The organism is Leptolyngbya sp. FACHB-8, assembly GCF_014695575.1.
In the GTDB taxonomy this organism is placed as follows: Bacteria; Cyanobacteriota; Cyanobacteriia; order Elainellales; family Elainellaceae; genus Vacuolonema.
In genome coordinates this window covers 1-25,914 of sequence record NZ_JACJOO010000019.1, presented here as the reverse complement: position 1 = coordinate 25,914, position 25,914 = coordinate 1, and the positions used below count along the sequence as shown (strand labels likewise).

Here is a 25,914-nt window from a genome sequence, read left to right as displayed (position 1 = left end):
GCGAGATGAGTTGTGAGAAGTAGTGCGGACGAGGCCCGTGTTACTTCTCTTAGCTTATGTAAGATCCTCAGTAGATCGCAGACGAGCGTTTGAGTGTGTTTTGCACCTGGATAGCAATCGATAGACTGAAAGATGCATTAAGTAGATCGCAGACGAGCGTTTGAGTGTGTTTTGCACGCCCAAACGCTCGTCTGCGATCTACTGATTCTATCAGAAACGAGATGTGGAAACTTAGGTTTCACATCTCGTTTCATGACCTCATTTAGCAACACTATTTTTGCAGAGTTTCTAAGTATAGAAGATGGGGTAAATGGTGCTCCAATTCTATACTTAATCGATTTCTACGGAAGTGGAAAGTGTCTGTATTAGAGAAGATGCTCAATCAACGGCACAAGAGTGAAAGGTGCTTAATAATACATCTTGCGCTACACATACTGAATGTTTTTGTTTCGCGTTATAAACATAAGGCTTATAGCCCGTTACAAAAATTTTCCTCTGCTATAGAGTATAGATAATTTCAATTTTTCCTGTATTTTGAGAAAAATAAGAGGATTTGAATGGTAGCCAACTCTAATGTTAAATTTACAATCCGTTTCGAAGATCCTAATTTAGATGAAGAAGGGTTAGATGGGGAAGCCCGGCGCTTTCTCAATGAATTGAGAGATCTAGACGAAGTTGAAGCAGCTGATCGTGTTCTTGATCCCAATCCACCAGAAGGAAATAAAGCGTTAGGTGGCTTTTTGGTTGGAATTCTAAGTGCTGAAGTAAGTCCAACCAATATAAAAGCATTATGTAGATTTTTAGGCGATCGTCTTGGCGGAAAACCTATTGAACTTGTTGTAGAAGGCAATGGGAAAACACTGAATGTGAAGGCACATAGCCGAGAAGAATTAGATGCGGCTGTTGAAGCGGCTCGAAAATTTTTAGAAGCATAGGTTTAACCATGGCAAAAGTCGCTCTATTAATTGGTGTCAGCGAGTATGAACCAGGATTAAATGCACTTCCAGCGGCAGTTAATGATGTTGCCGCGATACAAGAACTTCTGTTAAATCCTGAAATTGGCGGTTTTAACAAAGCTGATGTATTGGTGTTGAATAACCCTGAGCGACAGGCCATGGAGGAGTCAATTGAGGCTCTCTTCGCAGGGCGTCATAAAGATGACTTAGTCCTGTTCTTCTTTTCGGGCCATGGAATTAAAGATGATGCCGGTCGACTTTTTCTAGCAACCCGTAGCACTCGTAAAACAGCCCAAGGAGACTTGATTCGCTCTACCGCTGTATCCAGCAACATCCTTCACGACTGTATGAACCGCAGTCGATCGAGGCGACAGGTGATTATTCTGGATAGCTGTTTCAGTGGTGCTTTTGCCGAAGGGCTATCTGCAAAAGATGATAATACAGTTGATATTCCGGCTCAATTAGGGGGGGAAGGTCGAGCAATTCTGACCTCTTCAAGCTCGACACAATATTCATTTGAGCATGGAGGCTCTGAGCTATCACTTTATACCCGTTTCTTGGTGGAAGGGATTAAAACAGGGGCCGCTGATCAAGATGAAGACGAAGTGATTTCTGTTGATGAACTTCATGAGTACGCCAGTCGAAAAGTTCGAGAAATTAGACCTCAAGCTAAACCCGAAATTTTTCCAGTCCGGGACGGTTCTAAAATTCGGTTGGTACGGGTGCCCCCTGGCGATCCCCACGAGAAATATCGTAAGGAAGTGATGCGATATATCCGCAGGGGAGAGCTTTCTCTCGTTGGTCGCAGAACGTTGGATTGGAAGCAAACCGAGTTGGGTTTGAGTAGTTCTCAAGCAAAGGCGATCGAGGACGAGGTTCTTGAGCCCTACCGCCAGAGGTTTCGAGCCAAACTTCGACAGTATGAGCAAGCGTTTTCTGACTTGCTGCTGCACCATGGGGCTATCAGTGAGGAGGATCGCACTGACCTGCAAAATCTCCAACAGGAGTTAGAACTCAGGAAAGAAGATACATTGCCGATTGAGGCAAAAGTTGATGCTCAGTTCAAAGCCCGGCAGCAGAAATTACAGACCTATGAGCAAGCGTTTTTAGAGGCTATTCATCAGGAGTATCCTCTGGGGCAAACGAAACGGAATGAGCTGCAACAGTTACTCTTGCAACTAGAGCTAGGGGATGTTGATGTAGCGTTGATTGAGACTCGAATTACTGCTGAAATGGAACGCTACCATCGTAACTTAAAGGTGTATCAGCAGAGTTTTGCGGCAGCTATTCAGGAACAGTTTCCTCTTACAGATGCGAAGCGCCATGAATTGCGGGAACAACAACAGAATCTGGGCCTAAAAGATATTGATGTTGCTCCAATTGAAGCAAGGATTACTACAGAGATCGAAAATTATCAGCAAAAACTAGATCAGTACCGACAGGCGTTCATCAATGCCACGCAGCGCCGCTACCAGCCCAGTGACACCGTTCGTACGCAGTTACAACAAACCAGCCAAGCGCTGGCTTTAAAGGAACCAGATGTCAGGGCGATCGAATCTGAAATTACAACTCAGATCAACCTCTACCAAGAAAATTTGCGGCAGTATGAACGGGAATTTATCCAGGCTGCCGAGCAGCAATATCCATTGAGTGGAATAACACTGCGAGAACTCAACCAACGTCAAACAGAGCTGAACTTGGCGGATGAGGATATAGAGGCACTTAAAACGCCTATTATCGCCGGTATTGAAGACCAATTGAAAAAGTGCCAGCAGTATGAGCAAGTCTTTTCAGAGTCTATTCAATACGAATATCCGCTAGTGGAAGAAACACGTGATGAGTTAAAGCGCTTTCAGAAAGTTCTGGGTCTTTCCGACAAAACCGTTGCTCATCTTGAGGGGAGGCTTCTATCCTCCAGGGATGTTCAAGGTACCTTAGGAGCGAAGAGTGCAGAAACAGACGCGATCGGGCTAAAGACATCTAACTCTCCTCCTCCGATTTCTCAAAGTCCTACAGTTCTAGAGGCACGAAAGCTATCAGAAAGGCGACCTGCGGAGCTAGCACAGCGCGTTTCATCGCTACCACGATCCCAAGCTACTCAGCCTTCTTCGAGCGCAACGATTGCTGAAATTTTTTCTCGAACGCCCAAAAAGATTTTCATATTTTCGGGATTGGCGATCGCAGGGCTCCTTCTCTCACTGGGTGTGTGGTCACTGACCCAATCTGAACCCAGTACCCAAACCCCCAATAACCTCCTCACGGCATCCGATGCCTCTCCCCAAACTCAGCCTGCTTCTCTCGAAGATCGCATGAGCTCCGGGAATAAAATTTTAATAAAAAGAGAGGGTGGCAATCCTGAAAAACCTGAGTTTGAGGTTGCCAAGGCGAAAGGAGCAGCCGCTATGGCAAAAGGAGACTATGAGGAAGCGGCCGCTGCTTTTACAGAGGCTCTTAAGAAATACCCAAATGCTCCAGAGACATTGATTTATCTCAATAATGCTCGGATTGGTTCCGAAAAATCCTACGAAATTGCTGTGTCGGTGCCAATTACGGGAGATTCTCCAGGCCGTGCTTTAGAGATGTTGCGGGGATTTGCCCAGGCCCAAAACGAAATTAATGAGGCTGGAGGCATTAATGGTGCGAGGCTTAAATTGAAGATCTTTGACGATAGTGATGACCCCAAAATCACTGAACAAGTTGCGTCCACGATTACTGGAGATCCAACCATTCTAGCTGTGCTAGGTCATTGGTCGAGTAATACGAGTTTGGCAGCCGTTCCGGCATATATTGCTGGGAAAATTCCATTTATTACTCCTGTCAGTACGACGATCGAACTTTCTCATCGTAGCCCCTATGTCTTTCGTACTAATTTGAATACGAGTACGGGAGGGAAAGCACTGGCAAATTATGCAGTAACTAAACTAAGGAAGACAAAAGTTGCAATCTTCTTTGACTCTAGAAGCCAGTACAGTAAAGAACTTGAGTCTGAGTTTAGCAAGGTTCTGGAAAAGGCAAGTGGCAACGTCACGAATCGGTTTGATTTATCCGATCAAAGTTTTAGTATTGCCAATAGTCTTGACCAGGCGATGGAGAAAGGAGCAGACGCTATTATGTTAGTCCCTGCACCTGACACAGTGAATGATGCTTTGCAGGTTATTACAGCCAATCGTGGTCGTTTATCTTTGATTGGAGATATCGCAAATTTATATACACCCAAAACGTTAGAAGTGGGTGGTGAAGAAGCGGTTGGGATGGTCATGGCTTTGGCATGGCATAGTGAGGCTAACCCTAATTCGGGGTTTTCTCACCGTTCCGTAGAGCTCTGGAAGGCACCTGTGAGCCATGCGAGTGCAACTTCTTACAATGCCACACAAGCAATCATAGAAGCCCTGAGACGACAGAAAAATCCGAGTCGTGAGGGTATTCAAGAGGCATTAAGAGCACCTAATTTCTTTGCCAATGGCGCTTCTGGAGACATTCGCTTTTCACCATCGGGGGATGCGAACACGGCGACTCAATTTGTAGAAGTTCGTCCGAAAAACAAATCCACATCGCCTACGAGCTATGAGTTTGCCCCTATCCCATAACGCATGGCCATTGATGCTAGGACGCAAGAACCGTGGAGGCTTTGCCTAATCGAGGAATACAACATAAAGGTCTCAGGCCTCAGGCATGATAGTATCGTCCGGTTTAGTTCAGGAACGTTGCGCGTGGAATACGATCGCCTCCTTGCTGGAATCAGCGATGTGAATCGAGTCAGCCAGGTTGCCGTAGCGCGTGCGGTGAATCAGACCCTGACCCTGCGTAACTGGCTAGTGGGTGCCTACATCATTGAATACGAGCAGAACGGTGTCGATCGCGCTGCCTACGGCACTCAACTCATTGAAACCCTGGCCAAGGATTTGAAGAAACAGGGCATTAAAGGTTTTGCTGTCAGTAATTTAAGGAATTTTCGACAGTTTGCACTGACATACCCGCATCTGGCTCAAGACACTCTGCTGCCACAACTCCTAGCCTCCGCTCGACTGCTACCTGCGGAAATTCACCAGACAGCGTCTGGTGAATGGGTGGTGGCTGAGATTCACCAGACAACGTCTGGTGAATCTCAAGGGTTGCGATCGCCCTCTCCTACAAATCCCTCTGGCCTTGCCTTTCCGTCACTCCAGAGTCGTGCAGAAACGGAGCCGCCCCTCCGGTGGCAGAATGCTGCCTATTACCAGAAGCTGTTTGTAACGCTGTCGTGGTCGCATTTGCTGGAGCTGTGTCGAATTGGCGATCGCCTCAAACGTGCCTTCTACGAACTGGAAGCCGTTAAAAGCAACTGGTCGTTTCGTGAAATGAAGCGCCAGATGAACAACATGCTTTATGAACGTATTGGGCTGTCGAAGGATAAAGATGCCGTACTCACACTCGCTCAACAGGGCCAACTTGTTGATAGCCCCCAGACTCTAGTTCGCGATCCCTACATTCTGGAATTTTTGGGATTGGCAGAGAAGCCCGTTTATACAGAAAACGACTTGGAGCAGGCACTTATCGATCACCTGCAAGAATTTATGCAGGAGTTAGGGCGTGATTTTTGCTTTGTAGAACGGCAGTTTCGTATGACGGTGGAAAGCGAGCATCATTATTTGGATTTGTTGTTCTACCATCGATCGCTTCAATGCTTAATTGCCATTGATCTCAAACTCGGCAAATTCAAGCACGACTATGCCGGACAGATGAATTTCTACCTCAACTACCTGCGCGAAAACGTCGCGTATCCCCATGAAAATCCTCCGGTCGGCATTATTCTTTGCGCTGAGCGCGATGCAGAAACCGTCCGCTACGCAACCGCTGGGCTCGACAATCAACTATTCGTTTCCCGCTATCTGATTGCACTGCCATCGGAAGATCTCCTCAAGCAATGGCTCCGCGAAGAACAGGAACGTTTAGAGGGTGTATAGCAGTCTTAGGACGTGAGAAGGGAAGGAGTGTGAAGCACTCCTTCCCTTCCCATGTAAGAGTATAGGGGTGGTGGCCGAACCGCATCGCACCATCAACAGACGAGTCCTGAGGATGTGGCGTATTAAATCCGCGAATTAAACGAAGCATAGGGTTTTAGCTCGGGTACTTCCCAACGGCTATACCAATCCTGGAGATAAGGCCGTAATTCGCGAGCCAGAGCCCGATAGTCGTCTCGGAATTCTGATGCATTCATCTGGTCGGCAATTTCCTGGGCGATCGCCCCCAAATCAAATCCTGTCGGTCGTCCATCCTGCAAAACAATTTTGCCATTCACAAAAACAGTATCAACGTCTGCTGGTCGAGCACGCATCAGGACAGCATGGAGTGGATTTGCTTCTGGGGCAATCCACGGAAAGGTGATGCGATCGCACTTCACCAGCACCAGATCTGCTTTATACCCCGGAGCCAGCTTACCCAAACTCTGTTCCTGCATCAAAAGCTTGGCTCCGCCTGTGGTCGCCATATGAAAAACATCCGCTAAGGTGGGAGCGGGAGCTTGCATTTGCGGAGTGCGATGCAGGCGAGCGGCCAGGCGCATTTCGGCAAACATATCTTCGTCATCCCCCAGGGCAGTGCCATCCATGCCCAGGCCCACGGTGATCCCTGCTTGAAGCAGGGCATTCAGGGGGGCAACCCCCGCTCGGAGGCGCAAGTTGGAACTGGGATTGTGGCTCACGGAGGCTCCCGTCTCTGCCAAAATTTCGATATCAGCTTCGCTGAGCCAAACTCCATGAGCCATGGAAAAACGGGGGCTGAGTACACCAAGCTCGTGCAGATGCGCGACGACAGATTTTCCGTAGAACTTTGGCCCCATTAAGTTCTCATAGAAGGACTCCACCACATGGGTTTGAATTCCAGTTTGCAAAGCAGCCGCTTTTTCAGCCACCTGGATCATCAGCTCATTGCTGACCCACTGTGGCCCGGGTGGCCCAAACCATACACGAATGTGAGGGTGGGATTGATAGCGTACGACTAAATCACTAATGAGGGCCAGATACTCTTCGGTGGATAGGGTTTGTTGAAAAGAGATCAGGGTTTGGACCCGCTGTTGTAGGGCGTCTGGTAACCCCGACACGAACGTATTGTCTTCAAAATGCACCAGGGTACTGGAGTAGCTGGCGCCTGGAGCCAGAGCCACTCGCATTCCAGCTTGCTCATAGGCGTTCAGTCTTGCTTGCAGATCATCCAGACAGGTATCTGGGGTGCCTGAGATAGAGACAACGTCCAATACGCTGGTTACGCCGCTTTGTAGAAGGTAGCTAGTGCTGAGCAGCGTTTTGAGGGTGGGGTCTTGCGATCGCAACCCAATCAACGAAAACAACCACAATTCCAAAAAGTCATCATCCACACCCTGTAAGGAATTGGGCACGCCATTGCTGTGGTGATGGGCGTTGATCAATCCCGGCAGAATCGCAAACTGGCTGGAACCGTGAACTTTGGCATCAGGATATTTTGTCTGTAGTGTTTCCCAGCTATCGACTTCTAGGATCGTGTCGTTTTGAAGGGCGATCGCCCCATCCACCCGCGTATCCTCTCCCGTGAAAACCCAGCGACCGCGCACCAGTTCTACAGACGTCATCGGCGTTGTTTCCTAAAGCAGTGTTTCTTCCCCTGAAAATACTACCTGCTACTCAGGATCGCGTATTTATTAACCTGTAATTCTTGTTGTGAGAGGGGCGGCTTTGCCGCCCCTCTCACAACAAGAATTACAGGTTATTTTGTTCGTGATCCTAAGAATAAAAAAGCTACGGGTGAACTGTCATAACCCGATAACGTAAGGTTAGGAGGTTTCTGCATAAGAATTTACCGAACATCTTGGTAATTTCATGGTTGGAAATCTCCCTATATAAAAATGCGTATGTCCTGGAGATAATAAGAAGGCGTCTGGTCTACATGACAAGATGAGATTGAACGTCCTTCAGAATCTTCGTGACCATGGCACCCCTAAGCTGGACAGAACTGGAAGCCCTCACCGACTTTCAGATTGATACCGTTAACGGCCCTACCAATGCTCAGGCTCGGCTCCGCCTCTTTGGTCACTCCGAGTCGGATGTGCGTGTGACCTTATATCGTGACAACCATGCCTGGTGTCCCTATTGCCAGAAAGTGTGGCTCTGGCTGGAAGAAAAGCAGATTCCCTATCGCATCGAAAAAGTGACGATGTTTTGTTACGGGGAAAAAGAGAGCTGGTACAAACGCAAGGTGCCTTCTGGCATGTTGCCTGCCCTTGAGCTGGATGGCCGTCTCATCACTGAAAGCGACGATATTCTGCTTGCGCTGGAGCGGGCCTTTGGGCCTTTGGGACAGGGGATGGGATCTCCGGCCGTGCTGCCTCTGCGGCGGCTAGAGCGTCTGCTGTTTCGAGCCTGGTGCAACTGGCTATGTTACCCAGCCTCATCCCCCCGGCAGGAACAACGCAACCGGGAGATATTTACTGAAACGGTCGATAAGGTTGAATACGCCCTCGCTAGCACTCCGGGTCCTTACTTCCTGGAGGAGTTCAGTACCGCCGATGTCGTGTTTACGCCCTATGTCGAGCGGATGTTGGCCAGCCTTTACTACTACAAGGGATATTCTCTCAAGGATAATCCTCGCCTGGCGGCCTGGTTTGAGGCCATGGAAAGCCGTCCTACCTACCGTGGCACTCAGAGCGACTTTCACACCCATGTCCATGACCTGCCTCCACAGATGGGGGGCTGTTGGGAAAATGGTGAACCTCAGATGCTCCAGAATAAAGCTCAGGTTGATCAGGGTCCCTGGTTTGGGTTGCCAGATGTCAATTATCCTGAGCCAGAAAACTCCCGCCAGGAAGCCCTCTATTACGTCCTCCGGCACCGCGCCAATATTGTTCGCGTTAACCCCGCTGACGATCGCCTCTTTGACGAGGCCTTGCGGTGTGCCCTGACCACGCTGATGACCGGCGAGGTCTGTGCCCCACCAACCGGGTCTGATGCGGCATTGCGGTATCTGCGCGATCGCATCAACGTCCCTCGCGATATGTCGATCTACGCGGCCAAACGATTGCGAGAAGCCCTGGAGAAAACCGCCGCTCTAGCAGGTGATGGACAGGGGACTCCTATCCCATTCAAACATCGTCGCGATCAGGACCCGGCGAACTTTGTGCGCCGGTAAGCACCGTCAGCCATCTAACAGGCTTGTTGTGGGTGGCGTGCGAAGCACGCCACCCACAACTTTATGCAACTGGTTGAATCAGTGTGATCAGTTGATCAAACTGGTAAGCTTCCACCCAGTGGGTTAGGGTTTGAATCAGTGCTGATTGCTCCGAGGGAATTTGGTTAACCAGCTCAAGGCAGGTTGCATCATCGCCCTGCATGGCCGCCCGATGAAGTTGCTCAATCCAACCGGCAGGCATAACAGTCAAATCCGCCGTATTGGATGGGTTCTCAGGGGCTTGGGGAAGAGATGAGGCACTATCCTCCGATGTTGAGCCCTCATGGACGTACTGTATGTCCAGATGTCGCGCCAGAATGTTGAGCAATTCTGCGTGCTGAAAGGGTTTGCTAACAAAATCATCACAACCAGCCGTCAGGCTTTCCTGGCGTTGTTCGGTAAAAGCACTGGCCGTGAGGGCAACAATTTTGGTTCTGGGTACGAATCTCTCACTGGATGGCTCGTGAGGTTCCCGTTCAGACAAGCGCGATCGCTCCTCAGCCCGTATCTGTCGGGTCGCCTTATAGCCGTTGAGGATCGGCATGTGCATATCCATAAAGATGAGATCCGGTTGCCATTGTCGCCAGAGGGCGATCGCCCCCTGACCGTTCTCCGCTTCCTGCACCTCAAACCCCAGTTCTGTCAGGAGCTGTCGCAGTAACAATCGGTTATTGACGTTATCCTCAGCAATCAGAATTCGATGGGTAATACAGTGAGGGGCCAGCCGTACAATTCCTCTCGGGAGCGGGTGAAACTCAGGTAGCTCAGGGGCTGCTTCCAGGAACGTTGCTGGAATGGAGAAGGCGAAGCAACTGCCACGACCGGGTTCGCTCCGTACGGTGATGTTGCCTCCCATTAACTGCACAAACTGCTTGCTAATCCGCAGCCCTAACCCCGTACCTTCCTGAGATTGTCGGCCTGTGTGAGTTTGCTTGAAGGCCTGGAATAAATCACCTAATTCATCCGCTCCAATACCGTAGCCAGTGTCCTCTACTTCAAACAGCAGCGTGCCGTGCCTCTGCGGGGAAGTAGACGGATAGCGTACCCTGGAAACCCGCAGAGCGACACAGCCTTGCTCGGTAAACTTGATAGCATTGCCCAGCAGATTAATCAGAACCTGTCGCAATTTATTTTTATCAATTTTGATGTAGAGCGGAATGTCAGCATCATAGGTAAACACAAGTTGCAACCCTTTGGATTGGGCTTTCAGGCGCAACATATCTTCCAGATTGTTTAGCAGCTGATAGAAATCACATTCTGTTTCGTGCAGGGTGACCTGTCCTGCTTCGATTTTGGACATTTCCAGGACATCGTTGATTAACCCCAACAGGTGCTCACCACTCTGGTTCACAATTTTGACCGAGCGGTGGTGGTCAGAGCTCAACGTGGTATCCCGTTGCATCAGTTGGGTAAAGCCCAAAATGGCGTTCAGGGGAGTACGAAGCTCATGGCTCATGTTGGCGAGAAACTCGCTCTTGGCACGGTTGGCTGCATCGGCAATATCTTTGGCGTAGCGCAGCTCTTTCGCTTGCTCCTGAATCTGGGCAAACAGCTCGGCTTGCTGTACGGCAACGCCCAGTTGGGTTCCGATTTGCAACACCATTTGAATCTCAGCAGATTGCCACTGGCGGGGTTCTCCATTCTGATAGGTGGCGAGTAGGCCCCACAAATGGTTACCCGAAAAGATCGGCACAATAATATAGGCGCGAGCTTGTAGGGCCTCCATCAACTCTAAATAGCAAGGGTCAAACCGTTCCTGCTGGACGTCGCTAACACAGCAATAGTCATTGTCGTTATAAAGCCCTCCTTTCCGCTCTTGCAGGTAGGTGTCACGAATCATGACTTCCGTGCCATTGAATTGGCGCATAATGCAATCGTTGCGATCGACGGTGATCTGACTCAGCACCGAGCGATCGCCCCTATTTCCCAGAATGGCTCCCCAGGAATCGCCTACAGACTCCTCTATAACCTGTCCACTCCAGTCGGGGTTGAATTGGTAGATCAGGACGCGATCGCACTGCACCACCTGCCGCAGTTCTTCGGTGGTGGTCCGAAAAATGGTTTCCAACTCCAGGCTTTCGTGCATTCGTTGCAGCATCCGTGCAGCGGCTCGCTCTCGTTCTGCGGTTTGGCGTAAGGCTTCCTCAGAAAGTTTGCGATCGATTCCTACGGCGATCGCACTGGCAATGGAAGCCATTTCCGTCAAAGTACGTTTTTCCAGAGGATGGCGGGCAAAAATTGCCATAACCCCCAGGAGGCGATTTTGAATGGTTAGGGGATAACCTGCAAACGCGACGATGCCTTCTTGCTCCGCCCAGGCGTGATCAGCAATAAAAGGGTCAGTTTTAACCTGGTTAGTCAGATGGGGTTGGCGATGCTTAGCAATCCAGCCAATCTTAAACTGCCCAACCGGAATGCGGCTGTGGCTACCGTTTAGACGGGTATACATCCCGGCACTGGCTTGTAGGACGAGCAGTTGTTTCGATTCATCCAGCATCCAGATGCGGGCAAAGGCGGCGTCCAGGTTCTTCTGGAGTGCGATCGCACAGCGTTGCAGCATATCCTGAATGGAGTCACCCTCGGTTAAGGCTGTGCCCACGTCAGCTCGCAGGGCGGCCAGTCGCATTTGCTGTAACTGTTCTGCTTCTACCTGTTTGCGATCGGTAATGTCGTAGACCATGCTCAGCAGACAGGCCTCCCCCTGGAGGTCAATCCTCTCAAAGGATGACATCCCTTCCCGCACTTCTCCTGAGCAGATACAGAACGGTGCATCTTGCTGCCAGGATTGGTGTTGCTTCAGGTGTTGAACCAGGCGATCGCGATCCTCAGCATTCACCCAAATCTTTAGCTCGGTGGAGGTACGACCAATCACTTCTTCCCGGCTGTAGCCAAACAACTTCAGGAAGCTGGAATTGACGTCCAAAAAACGCCCGTCTTGCAACGTAGAGATACTGCAAGCAATGGGGTTCGAGTGAAAGGCTTTAGAAAACTGTTCTTGACTCTGGCGCAATGCCGCTTCAACGCCAATCCGTTCACGAATTTCGCTTTCCAGAGCTAAATTTGCCGTAACCCATTCGGCAGTTCTGGCTTCCACCCGCGCTTCCAGTTCCTCGTAAGCACGACGTTTTTCATCCTCAGCCCACTTCCGCTGTAACTCCGTCGCAGCCCGTGCCGCAAACACGCTAAACAAAGCCTGGGTGCGCTCATCGGGGAAAAAGGGTTTGACATCGAGAACGCATAGATGCCCAATGGGCTGTTGATGGGCATCTAATAAAGGCACACCTACATAGCTCTCAGCATTCATTTCCTGGAGCAAGGGAGAGTCAGGAAACTGCTCCTGTATCTGTTCTGGGTAGGTGCAGACGGATGGGGTTTGCAGAGAGACGTCGCAGGGGGTGCCAGCTATTTTGTACTCAATATTGGCGACGAAATGATCTTCGGCCCACATGGCCAGAGTTCGCAATGTCTGGATGGGTTCGTCTACAGTTTCACAGACCAAAACGTAGCTTACCCCCAGAGCTTTCGCCAGGTTCTGTGCCAGTGCTGGGAAGAACGCGTCTCCCGTTACGCTAGAAGTGCCAGCCACGATCATTTGAAGAGTTTCTTCTGTGCGCTGCCGCTCAGCAATTTGTTTTTCTAATTCCTGGTTAATGGCTTCTAACTGCTCGGGCGTTTGCATCGCCAGAAATTGTGGTAGAAGCTCCAGCAGGCGCAGAGCTGTATAGCATGACACCAGTGCCGTCAAGGCCCGTTCTACCCCAGCAACCCAGTAAGCCGGGAACCAGAGTGTCCAGATATCAAATAAATGTCCGGTTCCACACAGGACAATGAAGGCACCAAATAGGAGGAATACATTGGAAAATGGAACGTTCTCCCGTTTCCGCACAAAGTAAATGAGCATGGCGGGGATGGAAAGGTAGGCGATCGCAATCAACGCATCGCTGACCACATACAACCCAACCAGTGGCGTTTGCCACAAATAACAGTGGCCATGGGGAACGTACTGGCTGGGAAACAGGAGACTTTTTACCAATTCCAACATAAATCTTAGTGAGGAGTCACGGGTAACAAGGTGATCAAAGGCCAACACCCCAGAATAAAAGCGTGCCCCGCCTTCATGGAGTGCTAACAGCAGGGCCGATGCATTCCCCTTTGAAACGTAGCTAAATTAAATTCTTACATTACGAAATGCTAAGTGCCAGCGTGAAATGCGCTGTTAAACCTTTAATTTCAGCATCTATTGCTAGATCCCGTTAGCTAGGACATCAGGATCGGATGGGGGCATTGCTCCCACCTGCTCCTGATGTCCTAACTAACCTCAGTCCGGGTTAAGGGCTTTTTCGAGTGCCGCACGGAGCGCGGCACTCGAAAAAGCCCATTATTGCGTGCGCGTCGCGCACGCAATAATGGGCGGTTCGGCTTATCCCGAACTGACGTTAACTAACGCGACAAAGGCTGTACAGGGAGACAATTGCCCTTTCAACAGGCTTAATTTCCTAGGGCTTACGCAAGTCCGCTATATCTAGAACACCTTTGTTGTGGGTGGGGGTGCAGAGCACCCCCACCCACAACAAAGGTGGGTAAGTCCTGTTTCTTTCAAGGTTTACGACTAATGGCGTTCCATTCCATTAATCCTCTATCTTAAGAGGGATTTTTACTGAAGATTAAGCAGGATTGAATAGAGGAAACCGTGCATATATACGGGCCTCCCCTCCATGAAGCGTGATACGACAGGCAAGTTTGTTCCCAATTGGGAGACTGAGACGAAGCAGCAAGTTTGCATCACATTAACCGCAACAGCTTGGCGATTCCTGGAAGAAGAAGCCCATCGACGTGGCATGTCGCGCTCAGAAGTTGTGGAAAACTTTGCCCGTGGCTTGAACGATGAGAATAACTTGCGGGAGCGGGAGTCGCGGTATCGCCGCCTGTTTGAGCACAATCCGCAGCCCATGTGGGTTTTTGATGCGGAAACCCTGATATTCCTGGATGTAAATGAAGCGGCCATTCAGCACTATGGCTATTCCAGAGATGAATTTCTGAGCATCAGTGTTTGCGATATTCGCCCCTCTGAAGAGATTCCTGCGCTTTTGAATAAGTTAGATAAGCTGTCGACAACGCCCCTAGCGCTGGATTACTCGGGTGTCTGGCGGCATCGTAAGAAGGATGGCAGTTTGATTGATGTTGAGATCACGGCACATGAAGAGACCTATTTAGGGAGACGGGCCTGGCTTGTTCTAATTAAAGACATCACGGATCAAAAACGTACGGAAATGGCTCTGCGCGAAAGTGAAGCCCGTTTTCGGCTAATGGCAGAGACCATTCAAGACGTGTTTTGGATGAGTGATTTTGGTGTTCCTCAAATACTCTATGTCAGCCCTGCCTATGAGCAGATTTGGGGACGCTCTCGGACGGAGATTTATCAGGATTACTCGCGCTGGGTTGAGACACTGCATCCCGACGATCGGGAACGGGTTCTGGCGATCGCCACCACTAGCCTGCATAAGGACGAGATCGAAAGTGAATACCGTATTGTTCGTCCCGATGGCTCGATTCGTTGGATACGCGATCGCGGTTTTCCTGTGCGCAATGAAGCGGGTGAAATTGAAAAAATCGTGGGCATTGCCCAGGATATAACCGATCGCCAGTTAGCGGTGGAAGCCTTAAAGCAGAGTGAGGCGAAGTTTCGGCGTCTGGTGGAAGTTAGCACCTTTGGGGTTGCGATGGGAGACTTTGACGGCAATGTGCTGTATGCCAATGATGCTTTGCTCAACATGATCGGCTATAGTCGCGATGAACTGGAGGCAGGACACATTCAATGGATGAACCTGACCCCTCCCGAACAGCTCTATCTTGACTTACAGGCAGTTGAGGAACTGCGGCAACGAGGGGTTGCCCAAGCCTTTGAGAAGGAATACATCCACAAGGATGGACACCGCGTTCCCATTATGATTGGTGCCGCGCTCCTGAATGAGCCCTATACCGAGCAGGAGCAAATTATTTGCTTTTACCTGGATCTGACCGAGTTAAAGCGGACGGAAGCCGCCCTGAGAGAGCAGCAGATTCTGCTCAGTACCATCCTCAAGCAAGCGGCCGATGCCATTATCGTTTGCAATGCTGAGGGCCGCATTACCTTTGTCAATTCCACAGCTCGACGGCTAGCCCAGCAAGACCCTGAGGAGTCGCTTCCGGATTGGAATTTGCTGAATTGGGGGATGGCTTACGACACCCAGGGGCAACCCATTCCACCGGAGGATTATGCTATTGCAAAAGCCTTGCGGGGAGAGGCCAGTAGTGCTTTTGAATCTCGCATGGTGCGGAGCGATGGCAGCTACTACGACATTCTCATTAGTGCAGCTCCTTTGCAAAATTCCAAACGTCAGATTATTGGGGCGATCGCAACGTTTGTAGATATTAGCGATCGCAAACGTGATGAAGAAGCTCTGCGTCGCAGTGAAGAACGCTTTCGTATTAGCCAAGAATTGTCGCTGGATGCCTTTACCATTCTCGATAGCATGCGGGATAAGACAGGGGCGATCGTGGATTTCATCTGGGCCTATGTCAATCCTAAAGCGGCTGAAATTCTCAGGCATCCCGTTGAAGATTTGATTGGACAACGGTTGCTGACGGTATCACCCAACAACGAGCTCAACCGTGAGCTATTCCAACGCTATCGGCAGGTGGTAGAAACGGGTGAACCCCATGATATTGAATTGCCCTACAACTTGGATGGGGCGACCGGATGGTTTCGCAACATGGCCGTTAAGTTAGGCGATGGCGTCGCGATCTCCTTCAACGACATTACCCAGCGTAAGAATGAGGAAGCAGAGCGGGAACAACTTCTGAAGCGGGAGCAGGCCGCCCGAGCTGAGGCCGAAAGGGCTAACCGTATTAAGGATGAGTTTCTGGCCGTGTTATCCCATGAGTTGCGATCGCCCCTCAACCCAATTCTGGGCTGGTCTAGCCTCCTGCAAAGTCAACAGCTCGATGCCTCCAGTACCAAACGTGCGCTAGCAACCATTGAGCGCAATGCAAAGCTACAAACCCAGTTGATCGACGACTTGCTGGATGTTTCCCGAATTCTGCGGGGTAAGATGGCTCTGAACATTCACCCGGTCAACCTGACGACGGTAGTGGAGTCAGCGTTAGAAACCGTTCAACTGGCGGCTGAAGCAAAGCATATTCACATCGAAACACATTTGGCTCTGGGCGAGCATTCTGTGTCTGGAGATTCGACACGCCTTCAGCAAATTGTGTGGAACCTGCTATCCAATGCTGTGAAATTTACCCCTCACAATGGGCAAGTCTGCGTGTATCTCTGCCAGGTCGATCAGGATGCGCAAATTCAGATAAAAGATACTGGAAAGGGCATCAATCCTGAATTTCTTCCCTATGTGTTTGACTACTTCCGGCAGGAAGATAGCAAAACGACCCGAAAATTTGGAGGGTTGGGACTGGGGTTGGCGATTGTGCGGTATTTGACAGAACTACACGGCGGCACAGTTCAGGCAGAAAGCCCAGGAGATGGACAGGGAGCTACATTCACTGTGCGCTTACCCCTGCTTCGGGGGCCAGCGAGATCTCGATCGGCTGGTGCAATAACAGCCCCTAATACTGACTTGAGCCAACTTCAAGTACTCGTTGTGGACGATGATACAGATATGCGAGAGCTGGTCTACGTCATTCTTTCCCAGCAAGGGGCGCAGGTGGTGATGGCAGCTTCGGCTATCGAAGGACTGGTGCAATTTGATTCCCAGCCTCCAGACATCCTGATCAGTGACATCGGGATGCCCGAGATGGATGGCTATTCGCTAATTCAACAAATTCGTAAGCGATCGCCCGAACGGGGTGGCGGAGTTCCGGCCATTGCCTTGACGGCTTATGCCGGTGAGTATGATGAGCAGCAGGCTCGACAGGCTGGATTTCAGCAGCATCTTGCCAAACCTGTGGAGCCTGAGGCCCTGATTAAGGCAATTGCTAGCTTGCTAGAGCAGAAATGAAGATGTGTATGTTGAGGCATACGTTTTAGCTTTATGCAGGGCGTCATGGTGTATTTAGAAGGATGAGAAGATCTAGCTTAGACGGGCGATCGCAACTGGCTTTCAACGTCATTGTTCCAAGCCTGTATAGCAATGTGCAAGTGCGTTAAGTACAACAACGGTGGTGTGTGGCACTTCGTGCCACACACCACCGTACTTAATCAACGTGCACAGCGCTATAGAAACATGTGTGTTGGAAGTGGGATGCGTCATACTTCCCCCATAACACAACTGCATCCGTCCTCTTTTTGTCCAGATTGATCACTTCATAGAAATATCTTGATCGTTTGAGAAACATACGGGAATGACACTGCATGTGATGTGGCTACTACATGTTTCTCGAACGGCTTTTTAAAAAAAGAAGAGAGTTCACACATAGGGTTTATCTTCTTCTTTTGCCCTAAAAAATAGCTTTAATATAAAGCGGTTGTCCGTAAACAGATTACACTGTGAATGTTGCTGTTACGAATAGCAGGATGATTATTACCACAGCAAGCTTCAAAGGTGGTGTTGCTAAAACTACCACGGCAATTCACATTGCAGCGTACCTGCAAGAACGAGGCGATACTGTTTTAATTGACGGCGATCCTAACCGCTCCGCTTGTCGTTGGGCAGAACGTGGATTAGCCAACAATCAACCCCTTCCCTTCAAGGTCGTCGGAGTAAACCAGGCCGCACGCTATCGCGCCTGTGAACACTTCGTGATCGATACTGAGGCTCGGGCCGAAGCCGAAGATTTGAAAGAGATCCTTGAGGGATGTGATTTATTGGTGCTACCCACAACCCCCGATACATTATCCTTAGATGCTCTGGTACAAACGGTTGAGCTGCTTCAGAAAATTGGAACTGGCAAATACCGAGTCCTGCTGACCCGAGTTCCCCCACCACCCCGGCGAGAAGGAGCGGATGCCCGAGATTTTCTGAAAGAGATGGGCTTTCCTGTATTTACTGGAAAAATTCGCGAGGCCGTCGCGTTTCAGAAAGCAGGGAATGACGGGATTTTAGTGCATAAGGTGAAGGGCGATCGCCGGGCTCGCATGGCCTGGAATGAATATTGCACGATTGGAAAGGAGATTATGCATGCCGCCGGAAAAGAGTAGCCGCTTCAAAACCTTAATGGCTGTGATTGGGAACAAGGGAGACAGTGCCACTGATTCCGTTGATACCGTTTCAGTTCCAATGGAGGAGCAAACTTCCAGGCCTCAAGCCGAAGCACAGGCTGCAACGTTAAACTCGGCACCCAAAATTGTATGGGTAGACCGCTCCAAAATTAATCGCGATCCCAGCCAGGCTCGACGGTACTTTGATCCCGATGAGCTGGAAAAAATGGCCAAATCGATGAAGGCGGTTGGTATTATTGACCCCCTTTCAATTCGGCCGCGACCCGATTCAAATGAATATGACTTATTAGCTGGGGAGAAGCGCCATCGCTCTGCGGAAATTGCCGAGCTCACTCAGGTGCCTTGCCGAATCTTTGAGGTAGATGACTTTACCGCCGAAGATATTAAAGCGATCTCGAACCTGCAGCGGGGGGATCTCAACAAGTGGGAGGAGACAAATGCAATTATGGGAATGCTTTGCCGCAATCTTCAGAAGTCCCCAGAAGAAGTAGTCAGCATTCTGAACCGGGCCTCTAACCAAAAACGAGGGCTTACGGACAACGTTGTCCGTAGTGAGGAATGGAGCATTATTGAAGACGTGTTTGATGTTGTTGGACGCCTAACCCCGGAGAGCTTCCGAAAGCATCGCGTTCCCTTGCTCAGGCTACCTGAACCGATTCAAGAAATTTTGCAACAGGGTCGGTTGAGTTATACCAAGGTCAACGAAGTTCTAAAAATCAAAGATCCCGTTCGTCAAAAGCAGTTGCTTGACGAGGCTGTGAAGCATAACCTGTCGGTGGATACGATTCAACAAAAGGTAAAATCCTTACGGCAACGTCATCAACAGGACGATGTTCCTGAGGCGATCTCGACTAAGCTGATGGCTGTGGTAAAAGCCATCAAGAAAACAAAAATCTGGAAAGACCCCAAGAAAAGTGCTCGCCTTGAAAAGCTGTTGCAGGAGATAGAAACCTTGCTGAGTTGACACCCGCCTAAAGACTCAGGTCTGAAACCCCCGTGGTAGGTACTTTGTTACAAGATACCTGCCGCAAGGCTTCCCTTCATCCAACTTACAGAAAATTTCTGGTACCCTAAAAGGCAATTATCACCGCGCCATAGGTTTGTGTGCCATGCAAATTCTCCATGGAACATGGATTCCCCAAGTAGGTGAGAACCGAGCAAAGGATGCATCAACGACTGAAGATTTTGTCCAGAAGGGTTCGTTCTATCTTTGGGTTGAAACTACAGAACGGCAGACGTTGAGTGCTAAAAGCCAACGCCATCCTCGCCAGCTGGTGTCGGAAGATTTAGCTGGAGTGCTCCACGATGATTTTGGAGTGCAATCTGGGGGCGATCGCCCAAATCTCGTAAACCTCATCGAACCAAAATACTTCCTGCTGCCAACCGTCAACAATGAACCGCTTCCCTCGTTGGAATTGTCCCGGTATCTGGAAGAAGAATTACCGGAGAACTTTGAGTGGCAGTACTGGCAAATAGACTGCTGTCCCACCGTAATTCGAACCAAAAACGGGGAACTCACAAATTCGGTTGTGGCTGTTCTCAATGACTTGCACTTCCTGGCCATGCACAACCTGGCTGATGTGCAGTTAGGCTCAGATTTATTGTTCTGGTTCCATTACACTCAGGCACTCAAACGAATTATTTATAAGGATCAATACATTCCAGCCCTGCGATACCGAGAATTGCCGCCTGTACCGCTAAAAGAGACAAAGTCTCGTGCCAAGAAGACCGCAACCGCTGCTAAGGCAACTTCCAAAAAGACGGCATCCACCCAGGCCCGTAAGCCACGAGGTAGCACAGCGACGTCAACTCGTCGCCGTTCGGCGGAGCTGGCAAGAAAAACAGCGGTGACCCAGACGATTGATGTGACCGCAACGACAGACTCTTCTAATTTTGAGATTTATCCCGCATGGGAGTTCGTTGGTGAAGAGTATGAAACAACAGTGCAACAGTATGTGGATTACATGCCGCTGATTTGTGTTGCCGGGTTTTCTAAACCCCAAGAAACGCCTTTGTTTTACGATCGCGAAACCCTGTTACGTCACTTTTCGGAATGCTTGTTAACCGACATTGCGACGCATATCCCTACCACGCAAGCTTACGAAAAAACAATTGCAGATTCTCTCCTCTATGCCTGTCTGCATCCATCGGGGCGGCCGTGGAAATCTGTCGACAAGCTGGAGCAGTACAAACAATGGCTGGCATGGCGCGATCGCATCGTTCGTACTCAAACTGAGCAACCTTTCTACCTTTGTTTTCAACTCCAAGATCCTCTTCAGCCAGAAGACCCCTGGGCGTTGCAATTGCAGGTAGCACCCAAAAGTGATCCATCCTTGCGAGTCGCCTTGCTGGACTACTGGCGTATGAAGCCTAAGCAACAACAACAGGTGAAAAAGCAACTGGGAAAGGACTTTGAACAACATCTGCTAACCAACCTGGGATACGCCGCTCGCATGTATCCAGAACTCTGGAAAGGGCTCGATACAGATCAGCCAGTTGGAATTTATCTGGATTTAAACGCGGCATTTGCATTTCTGAAAGAATCCGCTTGGGTACTGGAGAATGCGGGCTATAAGGTGATTGTGCCTTCCTGGTGGACACCGCAGGGGCGACGGCGGGCTAAAGTTCGTTTAAGGGCAAAGGGTAAGTCTGTGTCTGGGGGCAAGACGAAGAACAGCGCTTACTTCTCGCTTGAAACCCTGGTCGAGTACCAGTATGAATTGGCGATCGGTGATGAGCCTCTTACGGATCAGGAATGGAAACAACTGGTGAATGCAAAAACACCATTGATTAAGTTCCGAGGCCAGTGGATGGAGCTGGATCAGGACAAGATGCAGCAAATGCTAACCTTCTGGAAGGCTCAACAGCAGGAGAACCCAGAGTTGAGCTTGCTAGATTTTCTAAAACTGACAGCAGGTAATGAGGAGGAACTGGAGATTCAGGTCGATCGCCAGGATGTTCTATCTGACATGCTGAGCAAACTAAACGATAAAGGGCAACTGCAACCCGTAGACGATCCCGCTCAGCTTCAGGGTAATTTGCGGGAGTATCAGAAGCGAGGCGTATCCTGGCTGCAATATCTAGAAGAGATCGGCCTGAACGGTTGTCTTGCTGACGATATGGGTTTGGGAAAGACGATCCAGGTAATTGCCCGTATATTGCAGGAGCGAGAACTGGCCGGGAAAAACCGTATCAAAATTCCACCCACGCTGTTGATTGCTCCTACGTCGGTGGTAGGCAATTGGCACCGCGAGATCCAGAAGTTTGCACCAGTGTTACGAGCAACCGTGCATCACGGAAGCCAACGGACAAAGGAGAGCCAGGAGTTCAAGAAAACCTGCCGGGAAAATGACGTTGTTATTACCTCTTTTACCCTGGCGCGGAAGGATATCAAGTTATTCAGTGATATTCAATGGCACCGTGTTGTGCTGGATGAAGCTCAAAACATCAAGAACCCTAAAGCTGATTTGACCAAGTCTGTTCTAAAGCTCTCCGCTCCTCATCGATTAGCCTTAACTGGAACTCCTATCGAAAACCGATTGATGGATTTGTGGTCAATCTTCAACTTTCTCAATCCGGGTTATCTCGGAAACCAAACCCAATTTCGCCGGAATTTTGAGTTACCCATCCAAAAAAACAATAAGCCTCAACAAGCAGAAACGTTGAAGAAACTGGTCGAGCCTTTTATCTTACGCCGGGTTAAAACAGACCAATCCATTATTAAAGACTTACCTGACAAGGTTGAACAGAAACTCTACTGCAATTTAACCAAGGAGCAGGCATCACTTTATGAAGCCGTGGTCAAAGATGTTGAAGAAAGGATCCAAACGACGGAAGGAATTGAGCGAAAGGGATTAATTTTATCTACGCTGACAAAACTGAAACAAATTTGTAACCATCCCATGCAATTTCTTCAGGACGGAAGTGACTTTACACCGGAGCGATCGCACAAACTTTCCCGCTTAGACGAAATGGTACAGGAGGCGATCGACGAGGGTGAAAGCCTCCTGATCTTCACACAATTCACTGAAATTGGAGAAGCTGTCGAAAAGTATTTACGCCAAACTCGCCACTACAACACCTACTACCTGCATGGGGGCACCTCTCGTAAAAAGCGGGAGCAGATGATTAATGAATTTCAAGATCCTGAAACAGAACCTTCTGTTTTTGTCCTATCTCTTAAAGCTGGAGGGGTAGGTATTACGCTGACCAAGGCCAATCATGTTTTTCACTTCGATCGCTGGTGGAACCCTGCTGTTGAAGACCAGGCAACGGATCGTGCCTTTCGTATTGGACAGAAGAAGAATGTATTTGTACATAAATTTGTCGCGATCGGAACCCTGGAAGAACGCATTGACGACATGATCGAAGATAAGAAGAAACTAGCGGGTTCTATTGTTGGGGCCGATGAATCCTGGCTAACGGAATTAGATAATGATGCCTTTAGACAACTCATTGCTTTGAATAAGAGTGCTGTTATGGAATGAGGATTTCCCCACTTCTAATCTGTTCAACTTTTATGGCGAGGTCAGTTGAGAAATGAGTAAATTTAGTCGCAGTTGGTGGGGACAGAAATTCATTGCTGCATTGGAAGAGTTTACAGATTCAGGGCGCTTGAGTCGGGGACGTTCCTATGCCAATGGCGGCAAAGTTAAAAGCTTTGAAATAAAAGAGGGAACGGTAACTGCGCAAGTGAGAGGGTCTGTTAATCCCTATTTTGGAGTGTATAAAGAACCGCTTTACACCACAACGATTAAATTTCTGCCCATCAGTGCAGCAAAGTGGACAGCAGCGATCGCTCTCATTGCTTCCAAGGCCAGCCTCATCTCCCGCCTTCTACTCAACGAAATTCCCGACAATATTGAAGATTCCTTCGCAACTTTAGGATTAAATTTACTTCCCCGTAGTCGCAAAGATTTTAAGTCTAGCTGTTCCTGCCCAGACTACAGCAATCCCTGTAAGCACATTGCAGGAGTGCATTATATGGTTGCTGCTGAACTAGATCGTGATCCATTTCTTCTGTTTGAACTACGTGGCTTATCCCGCGAAGCCCTGCATCAAGAATTAGCTAAATCTTCTTTGGGTCAAGCGCTTGCTGCTGAACTTCAGCTTCAAAAGCGTTCGCCCCAGTCGGCTACTTCCTATTACACACGTCCCACTCTTCAAGCCGCCGATGACGTTGGAGGGCTGCGCAATTTCTGGCATGGAGCCCGACGTTTACCCCAGACTATAGAACCTTTACCTGAAGTCTTGGTTCCGGGAATTGCTGTCAGAAAACAAGGGGATTATCCTGCCTTCTGGACACGGGATAATTCGTTTATTGAAGCGATGGAAGATCTCTATGAACAGGCTAGGCGAAAGAGCCCAATATAGAGCAAGAGCATGGGTTTTAGGAGATGAAACTTTCATTTGCCTGGGAAATGAAGAATTTGAGTTTCAAACGTTGCTAAAGTAATCGCCATTCCACAATTGGATACTCAGAAGTGGTTTGTCCGTAAACACGTAGACAAACCACTTTTGAGTGTTCATGAGTTCTTGGCTAGAAGAGCGGCTCAACTAAAGTTGCCGTAGAGCTCAGTTTGTTTGTACATAAGAAAAGGCTTGTACATAAGAAAAGCGGCTGACTTTATACGATGAACCAATTTTTCATTTTGCCATTACGCCATATTGGTAAAGTAGGCAATTGGTCCGGAGTGTGAGTGGAGAAGGGGAATTTTCCCCTTCTCCACTCACACTCCGGAAACCGTAATAGAAGATTATCGTGCCCTGGCTTTCGTACTGCTTTGTCTAGGCTCAGTGAAATCAGTGCTGCATTGGGTAACTAGAGTGAGCTATGAATCTTGCCGTAGATAACTTGGGGATGCAGCCCTAAGGGTTGCTGCAATTACCCGTTACTAAAATTCCATACACTGCTACGACTACTCACTCTGCAGGGCAATTCCTGTTAAGGACCCTTTACTCGTTGATGCTATGTTCCCAATGGGTTTTACCGGAGTATCTCCTGACAAATGACACGGGTGCCCTAGCCATATCCAAATTAACCCGGCTCATTAGATCATGGGAATAAGACATCACGCGATCGCGATCGCTGCATCAAGGCTTTCGGTTTCAGGCAGGGAAAGGCTGTAGTCTTAATAGGAACATAGGTTCTATAGAAACCAGAAGGCCAGATCGACTATAGATAGGACGGAACTTGCTCAAAGTCAATCTGGTTTACTGAACTAGTAAATCTGCTTATCTACATGGAACATAGAATCTCTGCCAAGTAAGGGCCACAGAAATTGTTATCAGACCTGCTAATAAATGGTTTGTGAGCCCTAGTGCCTCGGACATAGCTGAACCACAATGGGTCGAAATAGTTGAGCCATAGTATGCCATTATGCCTGGTTAGAGTCAGTATCGATCGCTTTAACCAGGCATACCCTATTTCCTATCTGGATGTAGAAACCAAACCTCTGCGGGTGGCTTCTTTTAAACAATCCTTTAATATGTAGCTGTTCTGGTTACCAAGTAGAGCAGCATCGTACTCTTCCATAAGAATATCATCTGGCATGTAAGCCAAATCAGATGCAGGGCCATACCCCTGTCCTGCATTATGCTGAGACTTCAAATGGCTAACAAGAGAACGGAGATTGACCATAGAACTGCACATAATAGGTTGGTAATCTTAAGTTACCCAGCGCATATGAAGTAACAATGAAATAACCTTTAATTTCATTTAGAATTTTGAAAATTGGTTTTTACTTGAAGTTAGAGTAGGCTACACCTAGGTTGCTGCAAGCGATTTGCTTTACTCGTTCTATAGAAATGATCTGACGGGTGATCGTCTCCGGCTCGGTGAGCACCACTTGGTATCTATTCACAACCGTGACTTCACTGAAGTGTCCTAGCATTTGACCGTCTGCTTGCAACTACCTACTGCTGAAGCCTGTTCAGTAAAACTACTCCCAACCTCAACGATGCGAAGCGGTCTAACGCATCTATTTGCCAAAGGAACTAGGGCAATGGGCAACCGTTCCCTTGGTCAAGGGTTTGGGAATGAGGCCTTCCCAACCGAGGTCCTAGGCCCAGCTCATCATCTCAAAATAGGGATATTGCAAGCCTCTTGTGGCGATATTTCCTTCAATCCGAGTCTTATATCTCCCCTAAATCTTCAATCTGAATCTCTTAAGGATACAGAAGGGTTTCAAGGAGATTCAAGAAAAGCTGCATTTTTGGGAGGGGAGGGGGGTTTACAGAATGCTATGAGAGTTGCTATGTTAGTAAAGCGCTGGAAGAGGTGACCCACACATCAAGCGTCCTGAACAATAGCCAAGCGCTATGGGTAGTGAAAACATCCTTTAGTAAGTTCGGTTAAACTCACCACAAATGAGGAAGTTCAAGTTAAAGTGGGAAATGTGCCAAAGCGACGACTGCGGTACAGAGAGAACCTGGAAAAAGCAATAGTTTGAAAGCCAAGCGAAAACCAATCCTCGTTAAGAAACTACGAGATTGATTTATCAATCTCAAAACAGAAACAGGATTCCGAAGCTTGAAAAGTTTCGGAGCCAAGAGAGCCCAAATTCTCTAACTAATATGGAGAGTTTGATCCTGGCTCAGGATGAACGCTGGCGGTCTGCTTAACAC

General features: G+C 49.0%; 11 protein-coding genes. 9 read left to right on the top strand and 2 right to left on the bottom strand.

Annotation, left to right across the window (positions count from 1 at the left end; all coding sequences use genetic code 11):
- Window positions 1–557: 557 nt before the first annotated feature.
- From H6F91_RS04540 to H6F91_RS04530, 3 genes are all read left to right on the top strand, one after another.
- Window positions 558–935 (top strand): hypothetical protein, encoded by a 378-nt coding sequence (locus H6F91_RS04540; protein WP_190789239.1) that lies wholly within the window; start codon window positions 558–560, stop codon window positions 933–935.
- A gap of 8 nt (window positions 936–943) precedes the next feature.
- Window positions 944–4,543 (top strand): ABC transporter substrate-binding protein, encoded by a 3,600-nt coding sequence (locus H6F91_RS04535; protein WP_190775837.1) that lies wholly within the window; start codon window positions 944–946, stop codon window positions 4,541–4,543.
- Window positions 4,544–4,666: 123 nt separating this feature from the next.
- On the top strand, window positions 4,667–5,899 hold the full coding sequence (locus H6F91_RS04530) for a PDDEXK nuclease domain-containing protein (protein WP_190775836.1): 1,233 nt from the start codon (window positions 4,667–4,669) through the stop codon (window positions 5,897–5,899).
- Between the two features lie 122 nt (window positions 5,900–6,021).
- Here the strand turns inward: H6F91_RS04530 and H6F91_RS04525 are convergent, their stop codons facing one another.
- Window positions 6,022–7,539, bottom strand: coding sequence for an amidohydrolase family protein (locus tag H6F91_RS04525; RefSeq protein ID WP_190775835.1), 1,518 nt, complete (start codon window positions 7,537–7,539; stop codon window positions 6,022–6,024).
- Between the two features lie 356 nt (window positions 7,540–7,895).
- Here H6F91_RS04525 and H6F91_RS04520 point away from each other — a divergent pair, with 356 nt between their 5' ends.
- Entirely contained in the window at window positions 7,896–9,092 is a 1,197-nt protein-coding gene (locus H6F91_RS04520) for a glutathione S-transferase family protein (RefSeq protein ID WP_190775834.1), read from the top strand.
- Window positions 9,093–9,153: 61 nt separating this feature from the next.
- On the opposite strand, the gene H6F91_RS04515 is transcribed toward H6F91_RS04520, so the two are convergent.
- Window positions 9,154–13,173 (bottom strand): GAF domain-containing protein, encoded by a 4,020-nt coding sequence (locus H6F91_RS04515; RefSeq protein WP_199307634.1) that lies wholly within the window; start codon window positions 13,171–13,173, stop codon window positions 9,154–9,156.
- A 673-nt stretch (window positions 13,174–13,846) separates the two neighbouring features.
- On the opposite strand from H6F91_RS04515, the gene H6F91_RS04510 reads away from it, so the two are divergent.
- The 5 genes from H6F91_RS04510 (at window position 13,847) to H6F91_RS04490 (ending at window position 23,661) form a co-directional block, all read left to right on the top strand.
- Window positions 13,847–17,128, top strand: a complete 3,282-nt coding sequence (locus tag H6F91_RS04510) for a PAS domain S-box protein (RefSeq protein WP_190775833.1) — start codon at window positions 13,847–13,849, stop codon at window positions 17,126–17,128.
- A gap of 515 nt (window positions 17,129–17,643) precedes the next feature.
- Complete coding sequence (locus H6F91_RS04505; protein ID WP_190775832.1) at window positions 17,644–18,267, top strand: ParA family protein; 624 nt, start codon at window positions 17,644–17,646, stop codon at window positions 18,265–18,267.
- A complete protein-coding gene (locus H6F91_RS04500; RefSeq protein ID WP_190775831.1) occupies window positions 18,248–19,252 on the top strand; it encodes a ParB/RepB/Spo0J family partition protein in 1,005 nt (334 codons plus the stop codon). Before H6F91_RS04505 ends, H6F91_RS04500 begins: the two co-directional genes overlap by 20 nt.
- A 145-nt stretch (window positions 19,253–19,397) precedes the next feature.
- Entirely contained in the window at window positions 19,398–22,775 is a 3,378-nt protein-coding gene (locus H6F91_RS04495; RefSeq protein WP_190775830.1) for a DEAD/DEAH box helicase, read from the top strand.
- 52 nt (window positions 22,776–22,827) lie between these two features.
- Entirely contained in the window at window positions 22,828–23,661 is an 834-nt protein-coding gene (locus tag H6F91_RS04490) for an SWIM zinc finger family protein (RefSeq protein WP_190789238.1), read from the top strand.
- Window positions 23,662–25,914 lie beyond the last annotated feature (2,253 nt).

Bases quoted from the DNA above. Each gene is read 5' to 3' on its own strand.
- H6F91_RS04540 (WP_190789239.1), top strand. From the start codon at position 558: ATGGTAGCCAACTCTAATGTTAAATTTACAATCCGTTTCGAAGATCCT.
- H6F91_RS04535 (WP_190775837.1), top strand. From the start codon at position 944: ATGGCAAAAGTCGCTCTATTAATTGGTGTCAGCGAGTATGAACCAGGA.
- H6F91_RS04525 (WP_190775835.1), bottom strand. From the start codon at position 7,539: ATGACGTCTGTAGAACTGGTGCGCGGTCGCTGGGTTTTCACGGGAGAG.
- H6F91_RS04520 (WP_190775834.1), top strand. From the start codon at position 7,896: ATGGCACCCCTAAGCTGGACAGAACTGGAAGCCCTCACCGACTTTCAG.
- H6F91_RS04515 (WP_199307634.1), bottom strand. From the start codon at position 13,173: ATGTTGGAATTGGTAAAAAGTCTCCTGTTTCCCAGCCAGTACGTTCCC.
- H6F91_RS04510 (WP_190775833.1), top strand. From the start codon at position 13,847: ATGAAGCGTGATACGACAGGCAAGTTTGTTCCCAATTGGGAGACTGAG.
- H6F91_RS04505 (WP_190775832.1), top strand. From the start codon at position 17,644: ATGATTATTACCACAGCAAGCTTCAAAGGTGGTGTTGCTAAAACTACC.
- H6F91_RS04500 (WP_190775831.1), top strand. From the start codon at position 18,248: ATGCCGCCGGAAAAGAGTAGCCGCTTCAAAACCTTAATGGCTGTGATT.
- H6F91_RS04495 (WP_190775830.1), top strand. From the start codon at position 19,398: ATGCAAATTCTCCATGGAACATGGATTCCCCAAGTAGGTGAGAACCGA.
- H6F91_RS04490 (WP_190789238.1), top strand. From the start codon at position 22,828: ATGAGTAAATTTAGTCGCAGTTGGTGGGGACAGAAATTCATTGCTGCA.